This window comes from Streptomyces sp. FIT100 (assembly GCF_024584805.1).
Taxonomy (GTDB): Bacteria; Actinomycetota; Actinomycetes; order Streptomycetales; family Streptomycetaceae; genus Streptomyces.
This window is the reverse complement of the sequence record NZ_CP075715.1, coordinates 2,688,746-2,708,327: the sequence shown is the minus strand read 5'-3', so window position 1 is coordinate 2,708,327 and position 19,582 is coordinate 2,688,746. Positions and strand designations below refer to the sequence as shown.

The following is a 19,582-nucleotide window of genomic DNA, read 5'->3' as shown; positions in this document are numbered from 1 at the left end:
CAAGCGCGACATGACCAACGGCGGCTGCGGGACCGCGACGCGGTCGTGGCCGGACGGCCCGGACCGCCGTCGAAGGCTCCGGCCGGGGCCCGTCAGTGGTTCGAGCCCTTGGTCTGACGGTGAGAGATCTGTTCCCGTGCCGTGCGCCACTGTGACCGGGTCTGCTCGACCACCTTGTCCCACTGTCGGCGGACCTCGCGGTCGGAGGGGCGGCGGCCCACACGGATCCGGCTGAGTTCGTCCCGGACTTCTCGTCCCAGCGCCGCCGATGCCACCAGGACGAACATGGCTGCGAAGAGCGCGGAGATCATCGCGAAGACGGCACCGACCACCCCGTAGCGTGCTGCGGAGGAGTCGAAGAGCCGCGGCATCCAGATGGTTGCGCCCACTGAATAGGCCGCCGTCAGAACGGCGCCGGTGACGCCGAAGGGGAGCAGGTCCGGCCGGCTGATGCGCTTCGCCGACAGGATCCAGCCGCTCCAGACGAGGAATGCGGCGGTCACCGGCACCTCGCACGCCAGGGCGACCAGGCCCAGCGCGTAACCGCCGAGGAGGGCGGAGAGCAATGCGGTGACCGCCGCGTAGCCGGCGAGCGTGAGGATCCACCACATGCCGTTGCGCGTGTTGCGCACGCTGAGGGGCTTGAGTTCCCATGTCTGTTCGAAGAGTCGCTGCGCGGCTCGCGCGAAACTCAGCACCGAGATCGTCAGGAACACGACCCCGAAGATGCCGAAGCTGACACTGGTCCCTTCGGCGGGTGAGAACAGCGAACTGACTGCCGTGGCGCCTGCTCCGGTGAGGTGGTAGCGCCTGATGATCCGCTCTGCGGCGTCGTACTGCGCGAAGACGGCGGCAAGAAGGATGGAGAGCGGGACCAATGCCGTCAGGGCGCTGGACGCGAGGGCCATCGAACGGTCGAAACCCACGATCTTCTGGAACCGGTTGACCACCCGCAACGCGAAGGCGGGCCGCAGCCAGAACGTCAGTGTTCTGACGAGGCGTTCTCGATTGATACCCGTCGTCCTGCCCTTCATGGCGATCGGGGCTTTTATGGGCGAAGCGAGCCTAATGGACGGTCGCCTGACCGATGGAGGGCGACACGAGCAGGCTGATGCCCGAGGAGCCCCTACCCGGTGGGGTAGGGGCTCCTCGGGCAACCGGGCATCCGGGTGTCCGGGTGTCCGACGGGGTCAGAACAGCGAGTGCAGCAGCTTGTTCGGGGAGCCCGAGAGCGGGTTCGTGACCTTGCCGTTCGTCGCGTTGTTCACCAGGGCGTCGCGCACCTGGGCCGGGGTGGCCGAGGGATGGTCCGCCAGGTAGAGCGCGGCGACGCCCGCGGTGTGGGGGGTGGCCATCGACGTACCGGAGATGGTGTTCGTCGCGCTGTCGCTGCCCATCCACGCCGACGTGATGTCCACGCCCGGGGCGAAGAGGTCGAGGCAGCTGCCGTAGTTGGAGAACGACGCGCGCCGGTCCGTGTTGTCCGTCGCGCCGACCGTGATCGCCTCGGGGACGCGGGCCGGCGAGTAGTTGCAGGCGTTGGCGGGGAGGCCGATGATGGGGAGCCCGTTGCCCGCCGCGACCGAGTAGCTGACGCCCGCCGCGATGGACCGCTTCACCGCGTTGTCCAGGGTGGTACTGGCGCTGCCGCCGAGGCTCATGTTGGCGACGGCGGGCTTGGCGGCGTTGGCCGTGACCCAGTCGACGCCGGCGATGACGCCGACCGTCGTACCGGAGCCGTCGCAGCCCAGGACGCGTACGGCGATCAGGTTGACGCCCTTGGCGACGCCGTACGTCTCGCCGCCGACCGTGCCCGCGACATGGGTGCCGTGGCCCTGGCAGTCCTGCCCGTTCTGGCCGTCGTCGACGGCGTCGAAGCCGACCCTCGCGCGGCCGCCGAACTCGCTGTGCGAGGTGCGGATGCCGGTGTCGATGATGTACGCGTTCACGTTCGACGCGGCGGTGTCGTACGTGTACGTCGTCGACAGCGGCAGATCGCGCTGGTCGACGCGGTCGAGGCCCCAGGTCGCGTTCGCCTGGGTGTCATTGACCCGGACGACGCTGTTCTGCTCGACGTACGCGACGCGCGGATCCGCGGCGAGCCGCTGGGCCTTCGCCCGGGACATCGACGCGGAGAAGCCCTTGAGGACCGAGCGGAAGGTGTGCTTGGGAGTCACGCCTTGGTCTGCGGCGAGATCGGTGGCACGGGTACTGCCGTCCTTGAGGACGACGATCCAGCTGTTCTCTATAGCGGTTGCAGTGGGGGCGAGACGGAGATCGCCGAGTGACGCGCTCTGCGCGGTGGGGGTGACGGCGAACTGGAGACCGGCCGCGAGGGCGACTGCGGGGAGCAGCGCGCCCAGACGTATGGAGCGGCGGGCAGTGAATCTCATCTCGTGCACCTGACCTCTCTCTGTGATCGGAACACGACAAAAACATCCGCCTGGCGGTGCGGATGTGCGGGACAGCGTCTCGTGCGCTGATCGGGCGGCACAAGGGGGTGTTACCGCTGGTTTCAGATCAAGGCCCGGACGGGATGCGGAATTTGGCGGACATCGCGGACAGTGGCCCCGCACACGGCCCGCCACCTGCGGCGCACAGGGCCGGCCACCCGCGGCGCACGCCTCGCCACCCGCGGCGCGCGCCTCGCCACCCGCGCCGCACGCCCCGCGTACCGCGGCTGGTGTACGCGGGCGGCGCCGCGTAATACCCCAGGAGGTCGGTGAGTTCCGACCGGTGGCAGCCGCGGCGGGAGCGACCACTCGCTTAAGGTTTCAAGCATGAAGATCCGACTTCCCGGGCGGGCCGCCGTGTCCCGGCGCCGCGGGCGATGGCTCGCGGGCCTCGCCGCGCTCGCCGTGCTCGCCGGCGCCGGCACCTGGACGGCCGCCGCTTCGGACGACGTGCCCGCGGTGCACCGCGAGGACCGGGCGCTGACGATGCCCGGGGCGCGGATCGACACCTCGTACTTCATCTCCGGCGGTGGCACCGGGCGCCGGCCGGCCGTGCTGCTCGCCCATGGCTTCGGCGGCAGCAAGGAGTCGGTCCGCACCCAGGCGGAAGCGCTCGCGCGCGACGGGTACGCGGTCCTGACCTGGTCCGCACGCGGCTTCGGTGCGTCGACCGGGCAGATCGGCCTCAACGACCCCGCCCACGAGGTCAAGGACGTCAGTCGGCTGATCGACTGGCTGGCCGGGCGTCCGGAGGTACGGCTTGACGCGGACGGCGATCCGCGCGTGGGCGTGAGCGGCGCGTCGTACGGCGGCGCGATCTCCCTGCTCGCGGCGGGCCACGACAGCCGGGTCGACGCGATCGCCCCCGAGATCACGTACTGGAACCTCGCGGACGCGCTCTTCCCCGACGGGGTCTTCAAGAAGCTCTGGGCCGGGATCTTCTTCACGACCGGTTCGGCGAGCACCGCAGGACCCATGACCGGGGCACCGGGCCGGAACGCCGCCGCCGGGCCCGAAGCATCCGCGTGCGGACGGTTCCAGCCCACCCTCTGCGCCATGTACGAGCGCGTCGCCACCAGCGGCAGGCCCGACGCCGAGGCCCGCGCACTGCTGGAGGCGCGCAGCCCGTCCGCCGTCGCCGACCGCATCAAGGTGCCCGCGCTCATCGTGCAGGGGCAGTCCGACTCGCTGTTCCCGCTCTCGCACGCCGACGCGATGGCCGAGGCGATCAAGGGCAACGGCGCGCCCGTCGCCGTGGACTGGATCGCGGGCGGCCACGACGGCGGGGACCCCGAGGCCGAGCGGATCCAGGGCCGGGTCTCCGCCTGGTTCGACCGCTATCTGAACGGGGACGAGGCGGCCGGTACCGGCCCCGCCTTCCGGGTCAGCAGGGCCGGAGGGGTCGACTCCACCGACGGCCGGGCCACCCTGCGCGGCGCGACCGCGGCCGCCTACCCCGGGCTGCGCGCCGGCGCCCGTACGGTCGAACTCACCGGCCGGACCCAGTCCTTCCGCAACCCGGCCGGTGCGAACCCGCCGGGGATCTCCGCCGTGCCCGGCGTCGGCGGCGGGCTCTCCCAGCTCTCCTCGCTCGGGCTCGGCCTCTCCCTCGACTTCCCCGGCCAGTACGCCCGCTTCGACTCCCGGCCGCTGGACGGGCCGATGCGGATCACCGGCTCGCCCACCGTCCGCGTCACCGTGGCCTCCGACAGCGGCGAAGCGGTCCTCTTCGGCAAGGTGTACGACGTCGGGCCCGACGGCCGCGGACAGGTCCTGCCCGCCCAGCTCGTCGCCCCCGTGCGGATCGAGGGCGCCGAGACCGCCAAGACCGTCGAACTGACCCTGCCCGCCGTGGACCACGAGATCGAGGCAGGCCACCGGCTCAGCCTCGTCCTCGCCGCCACCGACCTCGGCTACGCCTCCCCGGCCGCCCCCGCCTCCTACACCGTCGGCCTCGCCGGACAGCTGACGGTCCCGACCGCGCCCGCCGTCACCACCCAGGCGGCCGCCCTCCCCTGGTGGGTGTGGGGCCTGCCCGCGGCCGGGGCCGTGATCGCCGCCGCGCTGCTGCTCACCGCCCGCCGGCGCACCATCGCCCCCGCGCCCGACCCGGAACTGGCCGACGTACCCCTCCAGATCACCGGGCTGACCAAGCGGTACGCGAAGTCCGGCGACCGGTACGCCGTGCAGGACCTGTCCTTCCGCGTCGAGAAGGGCCAGGTGCTCGGGCTCCTCGGACCGAACGGTGCGGGCAAGACCACGACCCTGCGCATGCTGATGGGCCTGATCACGCCCGACGACGGCGAGATCCGGGTCTTCGGACACGCCGTCAGGCCGGGCGCGCCCGTCCTCTCCAGGGTCGGCGCGTTCGTCGAGGGCGCGGGCTTCCTTCCGCATCTCTCGGGGCGCGAGAACCTCGAACTGTACTGGCGGGCCACCGGCCGCCCCGCCGAGGACTCCCAGATCGAAGAGGCCCTGGAGATCGCCGGCCTCGGCGACGCCCTCGCGCGCGCGGTCCGCACGTACTCGCAGGGCATGCGCCAGCGCCTCGCCATCGCGCAGGCCATGCTCGGACTGCCGGACCTGCTCATCCTCGACGAGCCGACCAACGGACTCGACCCGCCGCAGATCCGCGAGATGCGGGACGTGATGATCCGGTACGCGGCCGGTGGCCGGACCGTCATCGTCTCCAGCCACCTCCTCTCGGAGGTCGAGCAGTCCTGCACCGACCTCGTCGTCATGGACCGCGGGCGGCTCGTGCAGGCGGGCCCGGTCGCGGAGATCACCGGCGCCGGCGAGGTGCTGCTGGTGACGACCGCGGGCGAGGTGCCGGAGCAGCTGGCGGAGAAGGTCGGGGCCCTGCCCGGCATCGGCTCCGCCGTCCGCACCGGCGACGGCGGCGCTCTGCTCGTCCGGCTGGACGGCGCCACCGCGTCCGCGCTCGTCGCCGAACTCGTGCGGCTGGACGTGCCGGTGACCGGCGTGGGCCCGCACCGTCGCCTGGAGGACGCGTTCCTCACCCTCATCGGAGGAGAGATCGGAGGAGCATCCTCATGAGTACGGTGACTGTGGCCCACGGCTACCGGGCGGGGCACACCCTGCCGCTGCGCGTGGAGGCCGTCCGCCAGCTCAAGCGGCGGCGGACGCTCGTGATGGGCGCGATCCTGGCCGCACTGCCGTTCGTGCTGATCGTGGCCTTCGCCATCGGCGGCACACCGGGCGGGAACGACGGAGGCGGCGGGGGAGGCGGCGGCAACCGCATCAACCTGATGGACACGGCGACCGCGTCCGGCGCGAACTTCGCCGCCACCTGCCTGTTCGTGTCGGCCGGGTTCCTACTGGTGGTGCCGGTGGCGCTGTTCTGCGGGGACACCGTGGCGTCCGAGGCGAGCTGGTCGTCGCTGCGCTACCTGCTGGCCGCACCGGTCCCCCGGGCCCGGTTGCTGTGGTCGAAGCTGGCCGTGGCGCTCGGCTTCAGTGCGGCGGCGATGCTGCTGCTGCCGCTGGTCGCCCTCGCGGCGGGCACGGTGGCCTACGGCTGGGGGCCGCTGGAGCTGCCCGCCGGAGGGGCCCTGGCGGCCGCGGACACCCTGCCGCGGCTCGGGCTGGTCGTCGCGTTCATCTTCGTCTCCCAGCTCGTCACCGCCGGGTTGGCGTTCTGGCTGTCGACCAGGACCGACGCACCGCTGGGCGCGGTCGGCGGCGCGGTGGGGCTGACCATCGTCGGGAACGTCCTGGACGCGGTGACGGCGCTCGGCTCCTGGCGCGAGTACCTGCCCGCGCACTGGCAGTTCGCTTGGGCGGACGCACTCCAGCCGCAACTGGAGTGGGGCGGGATGCTGAAGGGTGCGGCGGTGTCGGTGACCTACGCGCTGATCCTCTTCGCCCTCGCCTTCCGGGGCTTCGCCCGCAAGGACATCGTGTCGTAAGGAGGTTGCCCCGGCCGCCGTTGTCGCATTGAGATCCATCCGCAACCCCTTCGACTGCTCCCTCGGGCCGTCTCGGACGTCACATTCACAAGTGCTGACGATCCAGCGGATCCAGGGGGCGGAAGATGAATGTCTCGGCAAGGACACGGGGAGCGCTCGTCGCGCTGCTGGCCGGTGCGGTGCTGCTGACCGGCTGCGCGGGGGGCGGGTCGGCCGACCGCGCATCGAGCGGCGACGGCAGGCAGCAGGCGCCGATGCCGCCCGACGGCGGTGGCGCGCCCGACGGCGGCAGCGGGAGCGTGCGTGAGGGGGAGCAGGACGGCGACGCACAGCGCGATGCGCCGCCCGCCGACCATCTGTCCACCTTCGCGCTGGACGTGGACACGGCCTCGTACGGGTACGCGAGGCGCGCCCTCGCCGAGGGAAGGCTGCCGGAGCCGGACTCCGTACGGCCGGAGGAGTTCGTCAACAGCTTCCGCCAGGACTATCCGCGGCCGGAGGGCGACGGCTTCACGGTGACCGTGGACGGTGCCCGCCCGGGCGGGCGGGGAGGCGAGGACTGGTCGCTGATGCGCGTGGGCCTGGCGACCCGTGCGTCCACGAAGAGCGCGGAACGGCCCCCGGCCGCGCTGACGTTCGTCATCGACATCTCGGGGTCCATGGACGAGCCGGGCCGCCTCGACCTCGTCAAGGAGTCCCTCGGCATCCTCACCAACGAACTGCGCGACGACGACTCCCTCGCCCTCGTCACCTTCAGCGGCGAGGCCGAGACCCGGCTGCCGATGACCCGGCTCGACGGCAACCGCAACCGCATCCACGACATCGTCGACTCACTGGAACCGACCGACTCCACCAACGTGGCGGCGGGCGTGCGGACCGGTTACGACGTCGCCGTCGAGGGCCACAGGCCCGGCGCCAACAACCGGGTCGTGCTCCTGTCGGACGCCCTCGCCAACACCGGCGAGACCGACGCCGACGCCATCCTGGAGCGGATCGCGAGCTCCCGCCGCGAGTACGGCATCACCCTCTTCGGCGTCGGGGTCGGCAGCGAGTACGGCGACCAGCTGATGGAACGTCTCACCAACCGCGGCGACGGTCACACCACGTACGTCTCGACCTCGACGCAGGCCCGCAAGGTGTTCGTCGACCAGCTCCCCGCCCATGTGGAGCTGCGCGCCCGCGACGCGAAGGCACAGGTCGCCTTCGACCCGCAGAACGTCGAGGAGTTCCGGCTCATCGGGTACGAGAACAGGGCCGTCGCCGACGAGGACTTCCGCGACGACCGGGTGGACGGCGGCGAGGTCGGCCCCGGCCACACCGTGACCGCGCTCTACGCCGTGCGACTGCGCGAGGGGGCGAGCGGGCATGTGGCGACGGCGACGGTGCGCTGGCTCGACCCGCGCAGCCGCGCCCCGCACGAGGCGTCCGCCGTGGTCGAGGCGGCCGCTCTCGACCGCGACCTCTGGTCCGCCGGGACCGCGCCCGGGCTCCAGGTCAGCGCCGCCGCCGCGTACTTCGCGCAGGCGCTGCGCGGGGCCGAGACCCCGGGCGCACCCGGACTGGGCGAACTCGGTGAGCGGACCGGCGCACTGGCACGGCGCACGGAGGACGCGTCCGTCGGCCAGCTGGCGAAGTCGATCGGCCAGGCGGAGGGGATGCTCCGCTGAGGATCCGCCGAGTTGTCCACAGGGCCCGGTGCACCTGCTGCGCACGGGCCCTGTCTCGGGCCATCATGAACGCATGGCCGCACACCTGTTGCTCGCTCTCGCCGTTGTCTCCACCGGGCTGTATGCCGGCTTCATGCTGATCTTCCAGACCGGGATCATGCCCGCGCTGGCACGGCTCTCCGACGACCAGTTCGTCCCGGCCATGCGGCGCATCAACGAAACGGTGCCGCGGGCCGTGTTCCTGGTGGTCTTCCTGGCCGTCGTCGCGTTTCCGGCGGCGGCGCTCGCCGTTCCTGGCGAGGACCGTTCGGACAGGCAGATATGGCTGGTCCTTGCCGGGCTCGTGTGCGCGGTGCTCAACCATCTGGTCACCATCGCCGGGAACATACCCCTGAACAACGCGCTGGCGTCGTCCGTGAGTTCGCCCGACACAGAGGTCCGCGCGGCCTTCGAAGGGCGGTGGAACCGGCTCCACGCCGTTCGTACCGTCCTGATCCTGGCCTCGTTCGCGCTGCTCGTCTGGGCCGCGGTGGTGTGACGGCGCGGCGGCTCAGACGCCGCCGTCCGGGAGGCTCTCGCCGCAGCGGGCGCAGAAGCGGGCGTCCGGCTCCGTCGCGAGGCGGCCGCATTCCGGGCAGACCCGGTCGAGCAGACAGGCGGGCTCACCGCCGGTGGTCCGGATGGCCAGCCCGGGCCGCCGCCGGTGGACGCTGAGTTGGACGAGACCGTCGGGGCCCGCGCGCAGGGCCCGGCGGCTGCCGCGCGGCAGCCACACGACGGAGCCGGCGGTGACGTCCTGCTCCACGCCGTCGACGTGGAGCAGTCCGCCGCCGTCGATGGCGTAGAGCAGAACGTCCAGATCCGGCTCGATGTGCTCGGCGATACGGACGTCGGGCGGCAGGCGGACGACGTTGGCGTCGAGTTGGCGACTGCGCTGTGCGAGGCGCCAGAGCGCGCCGCCCTGCTCGTCGGAGAGATCCTGGCTCAGCTCGGCGAGCCGCGCGAGCACGCCGCGGGCCGAGTCGGACATGCCGGGGGCCGAATCGGAAGGGGGTGCCATGCGGTTCCTCCTGGGTCGATCCCCACGCGATCCTCGGCGTGCCATCGGAGCCAGGGATGCTACTACCCGCTGTGGCGGGCGGTGACACTGTGGCGATCCGTGACGGGATCCTTTCCCCCGGGCCGCCTCCCCCTCCGTCCCATCTCCCTCGGGGCGCCTCCCTTGTGCCGCCCCGTGCCACTCCCTCGCGCCGCCTCCCCTCGCGTAGTCGAGGCCCGGCCCGCCGTGTGGCCTGCCCTTCACGCCTCCGGACCGGTAACCCCGCCGCGGACGGCCGCGTTCGCAACCTGAAGGATCCGCGCCGCTCCCGCGTACTCCGTGGGTGGCACATCCCGTGCCCGGCCGTCCGTCACGAAGCCCCCGGCTTCGACCAGCATCTGAAAAGGAACGAGACCCATGCCGTCGCTCTCCGGTCAGTCATCCGCCCACAGCATGCCGTCCGTGCTCGAACCCCTGTACACGGAAGCGCTGCGGCGCAATCCCGGCGAACCCGAGTTCCACCAGGCGCTCGGCGAGGTCCTGGAATCGCTGGGACCGGTGCTGGCCGCACGCCCCGAACTCCTCGAAGCCCGTGTGCTCGAAAGGATCGTCGAACCCGAGCGCCAGATCATCTTCCGCGTCCCCTGGCAGGACGACTCCGGAGCCACCCGGGTCAACCGGGGCTTCCGGGTCGAGTTCAACAGCGTGCTGGGACCGTACAAGGGCGGGCTGCGCTTCCATCCGTCGGTCGATCTCGGGATCGTGAAGTTTCTCGGCTTCGAGCAGATCTTCAAGAACGCCCTCACCGGTCTCGGTATCGGCGGCGGCAAGGGCGGCAGCGACTTCGACCCGCGGGGGCGCTCGGACGCCGAAGTGATGCGGTTCTGCCAGTCGTTCATGACGGAGCTGCACCGGCACCTCGGGGAGCACACGGATGTCCCCGCCGGGGACATCGGGGTGGGCGGCCGCGAGATCGGCTACCTCTTCGGACAGTACCGGCGCATCACCAACCGCTGGGAGGCGGGCGTCCTGACGGGCAAGGGCGTCGGCTGGGGCGGATCCCCGGGCAGGACCGAGGCGACCGGATACGGCAACGTCCTGTTCGCCGCCGAAATGCTCAAGCGGCGGGGTGAGGGCCTGGAGGGCCGGCAGGTCGTCGTCTCGGGCTCGGGGAACGTGGCCGTCCACTCCATCGAGAAGGCCCAGGCGCTGGGCGCCCATGTGGTGACCGTGTCCGACTCCTCCGGATACGTAGTGGACGAGAAGGGCATCGACCTCGAACTCCTCAAGCAGGTCAAGGAGATCGAGCGCGGCCGGGTCGGCGACTACGCCGAGCGGCGGGGCGCCTCGGCGCGGTACGTCCGCGACGGCAGTGTCTGGGATGTGCCCGCCGATGTGGCCCTCCCCTCGGCGACCCAGAACGAACTGGACGGCGACGCCGCGCGGACCCTGGTCCGCAACGGCGTCAAGGCCGTGTCCGAGGGGGCGAACATGCCCACCACGCCCGAGGCCGTACGGATTCTGCGCGCCGCCGGGGTCTCGTTCGGGCCGGGCAAGGCCGCCAACGCCGGCGGCGTCGCGACCAGCGCGCTCGAGATGCAGCAGAACGCGGGCCGGGTCCGCTGGGAGTTCGCCGAGGTGGAGGAGCAGCTGGCCGCCGTCATGCGCGGCATCCACGACACGGCGTACGAGACCGCGGAGCGGTACGGCGCCCCGGGCGACTACGTCATGGGGGCCAATATCGCCGGCTTCGAGCGGGTGGCCGACGCGATGCTCGCACAGGGGGTGGTCTGACGCCGAGGTCTGACCGCGGCCCTGAGGTATCGGTGCGGGCAGGGGACGCCGGCCGTCGGCTCCGGCGGGGCGTCGGCTCGGACGGGCGTCGGCTCCGGCGCGCGTCAGCTCGGAAGGGCGGCGCCGGGGCTGAACGTGACGGGCAGCCGCACCGGACCGCGCAGGCCGCCGGGCCGCCACCGCAGCTCCCCCGGCGGCACGGCCAGCGCCAGGCCGGGCAGGCGTCGCAGCACGGCCCCGATGGCGATCTGGCCCTCCAGCCGGGCCAGCGGTGCCCCCAGGCAGTAGTGGATCCCGTGCCCGAACGCGAGATGCGCGTTGTCCTGCCGTGTGATGTCCAGCCGGTCGGGGTCGGTGAACCGCTCCGGATCACGGTCGGCGATCGCGGAGGCGATCAGCACGGTCGCGCCGCGCGGGACGGTCACGCCCGCGATCTCGACCTCCTCGCGCGCGAACCGGGCGATGCCCGGGCTGACCGGGCCGTCGAAGCGCAGGAACTCCTCGACAGCGCCCGGCAGCAACTCGGGGTCGCTGCGCAGCAGCTCCAGCTGGCGGGGGTTGGCGAGCAGCGCGGCGATGCCGCCGCCGATTAGGTTGACCGTGGTGATGTACCCGGCCACCAGCAGCAGGAACGTCATGGCGATCAGCTCGTCCTCGTTCAGCCGCTGCTCCTCGTCGCGGGCGGTGATCAGCGCGCTGAGGAGATCGTCGCCGGGTCGGGCCCGCTTGTTCTCCAGGAGCTTGGTCAGATAGGCGCGCATGTGCTGCCACGCCTCGTTGACGACGGCCGGGTCCGGCATCTCCGCCCTGCGCAGGAGCATGTCGTCGGTCCACCGCTGGAAGTCGTACCGGTCGTCGAAGGGCACCCCGAGCAGCTCACTGATCACGGTGACCGGGAGGGGCAGGGCGAAGTCCGCGACCAGCTCGGCCCGGCCGACGGGCACGACCGCGTCGAGCAGCCGATCGGTGATCTCCTGGATACGGGGCCGCAGCTCGGCGACCCTGCGCGCGGTGAACGCCTTCGAGACCAGCTTGCGCAGCCTGGTGTGGTCGGGCGGGTCGGAGCGCAGCATGTTGCTCAGCATCGACTCGCGCTCGGTCTCCGGCAGCTGCTGCATGACGCGGGGGTCCGCGGCGTCGCGCACGTCGCTGCTGAGCCTCGGGTCGGACAGCGCCGCGAGCCCGTCCTCGTAGCGGGTGACGAGCCAGGCGTCGAGGCCGCCCGCGATGACCGCGCGCCGGACCGGGCCGTCCTCGCGCAGCTGTCGGTAGAGCGGGAAGGGATCCGCCACGAAGGCCGGGTCGGTGTAGGGGAGAGGGACCGGCTGCTGGCTCATCATGCCTCCCGGGGGCACATAGCGACCTGTGCGGCAGTTTGCTGTTACTTGAGGGTATATATCCCAGTGGCCGATCCCGCGATTCAGCGAAGGGATGGGGAGCCATGGACAGGAAGGACACCAGGGGCGCGAAGGACGCCGGGGAGGCGGGCGCCGCGGTGGAGCGGACCACGTGCTGCGTGGTGGGCGGCGGCCCCGCCGGAATGGTCCTCGCCCTGCTGCTGGCCAGGGCCGGGGTCGAGGTCACCGTCCTGGAGAAGCACGGCGACTTCCTGCGCGACTTCCGCGGCGACACCGTGCATCCGACCACCCTCGCGCTCCTGGACGAGCTGGGCCTGTGGGAGCGGTTCGCCGCACTGCCGCAGCGAAGGGTCACGACGGTCCAGCTGCCGCTCGGACCCGACCGGGCACTGGTCACCGTCGGAAACATCGGCGCACTGCGGAGCCGGTACAACTACATCGCGATGGTGCCGCAGTGGGACCTGCTCAACCTCCTCGTCGACGAAGCCCGGCGGGAACCCGCCTTCTCGCTGCGCATGAACACCGAGGCGACCTCCTTCCTCGTGGAACGCGGACGGGTCACCGGGGTGTCGTACCGCACCTCCGACGGCCGCACCGGTGAGCTGCGCGCCACCCTCACGGTCGCGTGCGACGGGCGGGGCTCGCTGGCCCGGTCGATGCCCGGTCTGGGCCTGCGGAGGTTCAGCTGCCCGATGGACGCCTGGTGGTTCCGGCTGCCGCGGCACGACGCCGATCCGCACGGCCTGGTGGGCGGCGTCGGCGACCGGTTCCTCACCGCCATGATCGACCGCGGAGACTACTGGCAGTGCGCCGCGCTCATCCCGAAGGGCAGCGACGCCCGCCGCCGCGCGGCCGGTCTCGAACGGTTCATGGCCGATTTCGCGGCCGCCGTCCCCTGGGTCTCCGACCGGGTGCACGCGATCGGGTCGTGGGACGAGGTGAAGCTGCTGGACGTACGGCTCGACCGGCTCCGGCGCTGGCACCGGCCGGGGCTGCTGTGCATCGGCGACGCGGCCCACGCCATGTCCCCGGTCTTCGGCATCGGCATCAATCTCGCCGTCCAGGACGCCGTCGCCGCCGCCCGCCATCTCGTCGGGCCGCTGAGCCTCGCCGACGGCGCGGCCGGCCTCCCCGGGGCCGTACGCCGGGTCCAGCGCCGCCGCTGGCCGACCACGGCCGCGACCCAGGCCGCCCAGCGCTTCGCCCACACCCATGTCATCGGACCGGTCCTGTCGGGCCGCCCGCCGTTCGGCAACGCCAGGCGTGCCCAGCGCCTGAGCGAGCTCGCCGCCGGCTCGCGCTGGCTGAACCGGGTGCCGGCGTACTTCATGGCCTACGGAGCGCTGCGCGAACGCCCGCCGGCGGCGTCGGTGCGCTGAGCCGCCGCGAGCGCGGCGCGGGGCGATCCCGTGACGGGCGGTGACGAGGGCGGCGGCCGGTGACGCGGAGCGGCGACCGGTGACCGGGAGCCCCCGGACCGGCCGCCGCCGCCCTCGTACCCGTACCCGTACCCGTACCTACGCCAGGGGCTCGATCCAGATGTTCCGGTACCGCACCTTGTTCCCGTGGTCCTGGAGCCGGATCGCCCCGGCCGTCGGCCCTTCGGGTGCGCCCGCCCCGGTCGGCCCGGTGAGCGCCACGTCGTCGTGGACCTTCGTGCCGTTCCACACCACCGTGACGCGGGCGTCCTCGACCTTGGTGCCGTTGCTGTCGAAGCGCGCCGCCCGGAAGGTGATGTCGTACGTCTGCCAGGTCCCCGGCGGCCGCGCGGCGTTGGCGTCCGCGGCCTTCTGCTTGTAGATCGCCGCGGCCTCGTCGTCGGCGGGGGTCGTGTCGCCGTACGAGTCCAGCACCTGGATCTCATAGCGTTCCTGGAGGTACACACCGCTGTTCGCGCGGTTCTGGCCCGTCACGTCCGGTGGCAGCTCCGGCAGCCAGAACTCGACATGGAGCCTGAAGTCGCCGTAGGCGTCCTTGGTGCGGATGTCGCCGCAGCAGACCTCCATCCCGCCGCCGGTCAGCGGCCACTGCACGGTGTGACCGTCGGTGTGCTGCCAGTTCGACCGGTCCGCCCCGTCGAAGAGCGTGACGCGGCTGCCGCGTGGGTGCACGCTGATCAGGTCGAGGTTGACGTGTCCGGTGTCGTCGGCGTCGTGCTGGTAGGTGATGGTGTTGGTGCCTCTGCGCAGCGGGAGCGCCTCGGTCCTGGTCGACCAGGTGTCCCAGTTGCCGGTGCTGAGCAGGCTCGTCCGTCCGACCTTGGCGCCGTTGACGTAGACGCTCACGGACTTGGTGCCGGTGAACGGGTTCGGCCCGTTGGAGTAGCGCAGGCCCACGTCGTACGTGCCCGACCGGCCGACGTTCACCGTGAAGGCGGTGGCGGCGCCCTTGGTCCCGTACCCGGCGACGAAGGCACTGCTCGAATAGCCCACGTGGTCGGTGGCGCGCGCGGCGCCGCCGGTGAGCGTCGCCTCCTCCGCCTCGTAGAGCGCGGGCTGCGGCTGCCTTCCGGGCAGGGAGTTCAGTGTGTACCAGGCTTCCGTGCTCCACAGCGCCTCACCCGAGGCCGAGCTGAAGGGGCGCGGCGAGCGGATGTGCACCACCCGGCCGGGCTTGAGGCCCACGATGTCGAGCGTGACCTTCTTGCGGTCGGCGGACAGGGCGGCGCCCCGGACGGCGAGCGTCTCCTCGTCCACCTTCGGGCCGCCGTAGGCCGGCGTCGGGACGTAGCGCCACTGCTCGACCTTGTAGCGCTCGACCAGCTCGGCCGCGGTCTCGTCGGAGAGGGGCTGGGTGTACTCCAGCTCGAAGCCGTTCGGCCTGACGCGCATCCTGCGGATGTCGAAGGCGTTGCCGCCGTTCGGGGTCAGCTTCTGCAGGCCGTAGGTGAGCTTGCCCTCCTGGCCCCAGTTGCCGCCCGCGCCCAGGCCACCGTTGTAGATGGCGCCGTCGGGGCCCTGGCTGATCCGGGTGATGCCGGATTCGAGTCCCTGGGTGTGGCGGAAGACCGCGCCCTGGTACTCGCCGTCGACCTTCTCCAGGTACGCGCGCTGGAGACCGCCGTATGTCACGTCACCGAACAGCATCTGCCCGGCGAACGGCCCCTTGGTCAGATACAGCGGGGTGCTGGGCGAGTTCGCGATCTCGTTCTGGGGCAGCCACAGCACCGGCTGGGTCACCGGTTTCGCGTCGTACGGCCCGGACGGGTTGGTGTAGTGGTTGAAGAACCGGTCCTGCTTGATGTGCACCAGTTTGGACGCGGGCAGCCAGCCGCCCTGGTTGTCGGTCACGAAGAGGTCCCCCTCGGGACCCCAGCCGATGCCGTTGGGCGTGCGCAGGCCGCCCGCGATGTACGAGACCTTGCCGGTCTTCCTGTTCACCTTGATCGAGGTGCCGCGGTTCGGCGCGGGCTGCGGATCCGTGGTCGCGCCGCCGTAATCGATGGCGACCGACAGGTTCAGGTAGAAGTACCCGTCCCGGTAGAGCAGCCCGAAGGCGAACTCGTGGAAGTTGCCGCCGAAGGGCCAGGTCGCGATCGTCTTCTGCGCGTCGACGACGTCGTCCCCGTCGACATCGCTCAGTTCCGTCAGCTCGTGCTTCTGGGAGACGTACAGCTTGCCGTCGAGGGCCTTGATGCCCATCGGCTCCTTCAGGCCGCCGGCCACCTTCTCGGCGGTCACCTTGTCGGGACCGGTGCTCCCGGTGACGTTGCTCAGCAGGTAGACCTCGCCCGCCGTGTTGTCGGTGCCGCCCCAGGTCGTCACGGCCAGTCGCCCGTCGGGCAGCCAGTCCATCGCGGTGACCTGCGGCTCGAAACCGCTGGGCCGGAGGTCGGTCAGGGTGTAGTTCGGGTGCACGCCGGTCAGCTGCATGCCGTCACCCGGCGTGTCGGTCCCGCCCGTGCACTCCTTGCGGCCAGGAGCGGTCACCCGTACGACATCGGCGTCGGTGCTCAGTACCGAGTTCGGCACGAGCGCGAAGCCGGAGGCGCCGGGCGGCATCCACGCCAGCGTGATCTGCTGGCCTCCCGTACGGTCGAAGTGATCGATGCGGAGTGAGTGGTAACCGGCCGTCAGTTCGACCGCGCCGTCCTTGGGCTCGGCGGCGTGGAGGCCGTCGTGGTCGATGACCAGCTTGTCGTCGATGAGCAGCCGCGAGCCGTCGTCGCTGGTCAGCCGGAACGTGTACGAGCCGTCCTCGGGCACGTTGACGTTGCCGGTCACCTGCGACACGAAGTTGTCGCCGACTCCGCCGAAGTCGTCCGTCGTGCTCCAGTCGACCGACGGCATCAACTTGTCGACGTTCGGGGTCTGTCCGGGTTTCAGGTCGCAGATCTCACTCGCCGGGAACTGTATGTCGAAGACGCGCAGTGTGACGCCGGGTTCCTGCGGCGGCAGTTCGACGGCCGACCGAGCGGACTGGCCGGGCTGTGCGGCGGCCGGTGGCGAGGAGAGGAAGCCGCCGGCGAGGAGAGAGGTGACGACCAGGCCGACCAGACGTCTGCGAAGTCGGCGGTACGGGCGTGGATTCATGCATCCTCCTGGTGCTCCCGGCGCAGGAGGGAGCACATAGCGGTGGTGGTGCGTGGGCCACAACGCGGGGCGATCGGTCGTACCGAGCCGGAGGTCGAGGAGCGCTTGCAGAATCAGAAGCTCCGACGATTTGCGACGCACACCCTAGGAGGCTTTTTCCGGCGGTGTCCATACTTCGTCATCAGTGAGTACAAACTCCGTGGCCGGCGAGGCGAAGAGGGCAGGTCGAGACGCCAACTGTGCTGCGGTGAAGGGAAAGTTGAGAGGGTGGTGCGGGTGCGGGGCGCCGCGCGGGGCGGGGCGGGGGCGGCGTGGTCGTGCGGGACCTCTGGTATCTGTCAAGTCCCGAAATTCAGGGACATGACCCGGACCGCTCGCCGGCGGTCTTCTTGATACGTGGGCATACGCCCCCACTGCTGGAAGGCCCATGAAGCGACAAGGGCGTCCGGCGACCCCGTTCGTCCATTCTTGCGGAGGGAAATCTCCGTAATTCACGCCTTCCGGATATGGAGCAATAGCTGCAGAGAGGGCAAACGGGGTTGAGCGAATTTTCCGATGCCCTTACGTCTGGGGAGAGCGCCTGTGAGTTCCCTACCTCCTCCGTCCGGCCCCCCCGCAGGCCGTTCCGGAGGCCGCCCCATCGGCCCTCCGTCCGGGCCGCTGTCCGGACCGTCGTCGGGTGAGCAGCCGCAGGGGGTTCCTGGACCACCGCCGACCCCACCGGGCCCTCCCAGCGGCCCGGTCGTCATCGGCGGACCGGGCGGACCGGGTGAGCCGCCGGACCGGGGCCGCGGCGGGCGGTCGTCGCCCTGGTGGCGGATGCGCAGTACTTTGGTGAGCGCCGGTGCCGCGCTGGCCGTCGTGATGGCGGTGGTCCTCGCCTACCCGCTCGTGGGCGGGGGCAGGGGCGGCGGGGAAGTCTTCCTCCAGACCGCCTCGGCGGCCGGCGCCGACCCGTTCACCGCCTCGACGGCCACGGAGGCCGATTCCGCGGAGGCCGATGCCGCGGGCGACCGGTCCTCGGTCCCCGGGGTGTCGGCACCGGGCGGCAGCGGCGGAGGCACTCTCCAGGTCAACGGTGCGCACCCGGGGCTGTACGGGGGCACGCAGAACGTCACGAGCTGCGACGTCGAGAAGCAGATCAGGTATCTGACGGAGAACGACGACAAAGGGAAGGTCTTCGCGGGCGTTCTGAGCGTCCGGCAGTCCGACATCCCCTCGTACCTGCGGTCCCTGACACCCGTCCGGCTGGGCTGGGACACCCGTGTCACCAGCCACGGGTACAAGAACGGCGAGGCCACCACCTACCAGGCGATCCTCCAGACCGGTACGGCCGTCCTGGTCGACGGCCACGGCGTACCGCGGGTCCGCTGCGCCTGCGGCAACCCGCTGACCCCGCCCGTTGCCGTCGAGGGAAAGCCGACGTACACGGGCGACCGGTGGACGTCGTTCCAGCCCTCCGGCCTCGTCGCGGTCAAACCCGCCGCACAGCCGATGAAGGCCATCACGGTGTTCGACAAGGACCGCAAGGCGTGGTTCGAGCGTCCGAGCGGAGACCTCCGGGGCAGCAACGACCGCAAGGTCCCCCCTCCGGAGAGCCTGCCCTCCGGCTCCCCGGACCCGGTGCTGCCGTCGCCGTCGCCGTCGCCGTCGACGAGCGCGCCGGCGGAACCGCCCCCGGACAAGGGGAAGGACGAGGAGGGAGAAAAGGGAACGATCAAGGACGAGGAGAAGAAGGAAGAGCCCAAGAAGAAGGAGGAGGAAAAGGAGAAGGAGCAGGGCAAGGAGGGCGAGCCTCGGGACAGCGAAATGCGCTCTCCGGAAAGGCCCTGGTCTCCGGACGGGTCGCCGTCTTCCGAGTCGACGTCTCCGGAGAAACCGAAGGCCCCGGAAAAGCCGTCGGAGCCGGAGCCTCCGCAGTCCCCGGAGCGCCCGGAGCCTCCGGAGTCCCCGGAGCGCCCGGAGCCTCCGGAGTCCCCGGCATCACCTGAGGAGCCGGAATCACCCGAGCCGGCCCAGCCGGACTCCCCGAGCCCGCCGGACTCGCCGGACTCGCCCGAGTCCCCGGATGAGCCGGAGGCACCGAAGTCCCCGGATGGGCCGCAGTCCCCCGCCGAGCCCCGCACTCCCGAGCAGCGCGTACGGCCGGGAGCTCCGAGGTCGCCGGACGGGCCGGCCTCCTGTGGTGGCGGAGAGTGGTGGCGGAGAGTGGTGGCAGAGGTGTGCTCCAGGCCACCCGGGGGGTAACGCTGTGACGGAGCGCTCCGGCTTCGTCGCTGTCTGGGACCGTCATCTGCTCCTCCAAGCCGGTGTTGCTGCTGGTCGACAGCGACGTGTCGGTGATGGAGGGGGTGCAGTCGTGCGGGCGACGAAGATGACTGTCCAACCCCTGAATCCGCCAGACGCGCAGGCCATGACCGCGCCGGACGCGGCAGAGGCCGTGGACGCTCAGCTGATCACGGGAGGATTCCCAGAGATCGTGCAGTCGTGACGCCCGGGAACGAGCCGTATCGACTTCCTCCGGGTCCGTCGCCAAATCCCTCTCCTCCTTGTCGTGGCTGGCGAGCCGTCCCTCTTGGGCGAGTTCCCCGAAGCGTCCCGCTCACGGGCTGTGCTGGAATCGGTCGGCAGTGGTGAGCGGACGTCCAGCGCGATCGCTGCCCCCAAGCGGTGGCAGCGGCGCAACTGCCGTCCGGCACGCTTTCCCCGCTGCTGACCACCCTGCGGACCAGGCGGGTTCTGGCGGCTGATCTCCCCCCTGTCCGTCAAACCGGACGGTAAGAACAATCGCTGTCGGATCGCTGACCCGT

Annotated in this window: 12 protein-coding genes; 7 read left to right on the top strand and 5 right to left on the bottom strand. The window is 71.4% G+C overall.

Annotated elements, in window-relative coordinates; translation table 11 throughout:
* Positions 1-92: 92 nt before the first annotated feature.
* Together KK483_RS11730 and KK483_RS11725 are read right to left on the bottom strand one after the other, a co-directional pair.
* A complete protein-coding gene (locus KK483_RS11730; protein ID WP_262005172.1) occupies positions 93-1,034 on the bottom strand; it encodes a hypothetical protein in 942 nt (313 codons plus the stop codon).
* A gap of 156 nt (positions 1,035-1,190) precedes the next feature.
* Complete coding sequence (locus KK483_RS11725; protein ID WP_262005171.1) at positions 1,191-2,393, bottom strand: S8 family peptidase; 1,203 nt, start codon at positions 2,391-2,393, stop codon at positions 1,191-1,193.
* A 387-nt stretch (positions 2,394-2,780) separates the two neighbouring features.
* Here KK483_RS11725 and KK483_RS11720 point away from each other — a divergent pair, with 387 nt between their 5' ends.
* From KK483_RS11720 to KK483_RS11705, 4 genes are all read left to right on the top strand, one after another.
* The gene (locus KK483_RS11720; protein WP_262005170.1) at positions 2,781-5,510 is read left to right on the top strand and encodes an alpha/beta fold hydrolase; all 2,730 of its coding nucleotides are present in this window, start codon (positions 2,781-2,783) and stop codon (positions 5,508-5,510) included.
* Positions 5,507-6,382 carry an ABC transporter permease gene (locus KK483_RS11715; RefSeq protein ID WP_262005169.1) on the top strand — a complete coding sequence of 292 codons (876 nt, stop codon included), beginning with the start codon at positions 5,507-5,509 and terminating at the stop codon, positions 6,380-6,382. Before KK483_RS11720 ends, KK483_RS11715 begins: the two co-directional genes overlap by 4 nt.
* Before the next feature lie 125 nt (positions 6,383-6,507).
* Positions 6,508-8,049, top strand: a complete 1,542-nt coding sequence (locus KK483_RS11710) for a VWA domain-containing protein (protein WP_262005168.1) — start codon at positions 6,508-6,510, stop codon at positions 8,047-8,049.
* A 73-nt stretch (positions 8,050-8,122) separates the two neighbouring features.
* Entirely contained in the window at positions 8,123-8,587 is a 465-nt protein-coding gene (locus KK483_RS11705) for a DUF1772 domain-containing protein (RefSeq protein ID WP_262005167.1), read from the top strand.
* Positions 8,588-8,599: 12 nt separating this feature from the next.
* On the opposite strand, the gene KK483_RS11700 is transcribed toward KK483_RS11705, so the two are convergent.
* Positions 8,600-9,109: a hypothetical protein gene (locus KK483_RS11700; RefSeq protein WP_399013905.1), complete on the bottom strand. Its 510-nt coding sequence runs from the start codon at positions 9,107-9,109 to the stop codon at positions 8,600-8,602.
* A 432-nt stretch (positions 9,110-9,541) separates the two neighbouring features.
* Here KK483_RS11700 and gdhA point away from each other — a divergent pair, with 432 nt between their 5' ends.
* Positions 9,542-10,882, top strand: a complete 1,341-nt coding sequence (gene gdhA / locus KK483_RS11695) for an NADP-specific glutamate dehydrogenase (protein ID WP_262009444.1) — start codon at positions 9,542-9,544, stop codon at positions 10,880-10,882.
* 104 nt (positions 10,883-10,986) lie between these two features.
* Here gdhA and KK483_RS11690 read toward each other — a convergent pair whose 3' ends face one another.
* On the bottom strand, positions 10,987-12,219 hold the full coding sequence (locus KK483_RS11690) for a cytochrome P450 (RefSeq protein WP_262009443.1): 1,233 nt from the start codon (positions 12,217-12,219) through the stop codon (positions 10,987-10,989).
* Between the two features lie 158 nt (positions 12,220-12,377).
* On the opposite strand from KK483_RS11690, the gene KK483_RS11685 reads away from it, so the two are divergent.
* On the top strand, positions 12,378-13,619 hold the full coding sequence (locus KK483_RS11685) for an FAD-dependent oxidoreductase (protein ID WP_262009442.1): 1,242 nt from the start codon (positions 12,378-12,380) through the stop codon (positions 13,617-13,619).
* 138 nt (positions 13,620-13,757) lie between these two features.
* On the opposite strand, the gene KK483_RS11680 is transcribed toward KK483_RS11685, so the two are convergent.
* Entirely contained in the window at positions 13,758-16,772 is a 3,015-nt protein-coding gene (locus KK483_RS11680; RefSeq protein WP_262005166.1) for a family 16 glycoside hydrolase, read from the bottom strand.
* Between the two features lie 834 nt (positions 16,773-17,606).
* Here KK483_RS11680 and KK483_RS11675 point away from each other — a divergent pair.
* Positions 17,607-19,019 carry a DUF6777 domain-containing protein gene (locus KK483_RS11675; protein WP_262005165.1) on the top strand — a complete coding sequence of 471 codons (1,413 nt, stop codon included), beginning with the start codon at positions 17,607-17,609 and terminating at the stop codon, positions 19,017-19,019.
* The last annotated feature ends 563 nt before the right edge of the window (positions 19,020-19,582 follow it).

What these genes read in the sequence shown, in the direction of transcription:
- KK483_RS11710 (WP_262005168.1), top strand. Translation starts at nt 6,508, where the DNA reads ATGAATGTCTCGGCAAGGACACGGGGAGCGCTCGTCGCGCTGCTGGCC.
- KK483_RS11715 (WP_262005169.1), top strand. Translation starts at nt 5,507, where the DNA reads ATGAGTACGGTGACTGTGGCCCACGGCTACCGGGCGGGGCACACCCTG.
- KK483_RS11720 (WP_262005170.1), top strand. Translation starts at nt 2,781, where the DNA reads ATGAAGATCCGACTTCCCGGGCGGGCCGCCGTGTCCCGGCGCCGCGGG.
- KK483_RS11680 (WP_262005166.1), bottom strand. Translation starts at nt 16,772, where the DNA reads ATGAATCCACGCCCGTACCGCCGACTTCGCAGACGTCTGGTCGGCCTG.
- gdhA (WP_262009444.1), top strand. Translation starts at nt 9,542, where the DNA reads ATGCCGTCCGTGCTCGAACCCCTGTACACGGAAGCGCTGCGGCGCAAT.
- KK483_RS11690 (WP_262009443.1), bottom strand. Translation starts at nt 12,219, where the DNA reads ATGAGCCAGCAGCCGGTCCCTCTCCCCTACACCGACCCGGCCTTCGTG.
- KK483_RS11730 (WP_262005172.1), bottom strand. Translation starts at nt 1,034, where the DNA reads ATGAAGGGCAGGACGACGGGTATCAATCGAGAACGCCTCGTCAGAACA.
- KK483_RS11700 (WP_399013905.1), bottom strand. Translation starts at nt 9,109, where the DNA reads ATGGCACCCCCTTCCGATTCGGCCCCCGGCATGTCCGACTCGGCCCGC.
- KK483_RS11705 (WP_262005167.1), top strand. Translation starts at nt 8,123, where the DNA reads ATGGCCGCACACCTGTTGCTCGCTCTCGCCGTTGTCTCCACCGGGCTG.
- KK483_RS11725 (WP_262005171.1), bottom strand. Translation starts at nt 2,393, where the DNA reads ATGAGATTCACTGCCCGCCGCTCCATACGTCTGGGCGCGCTGCTCCCC.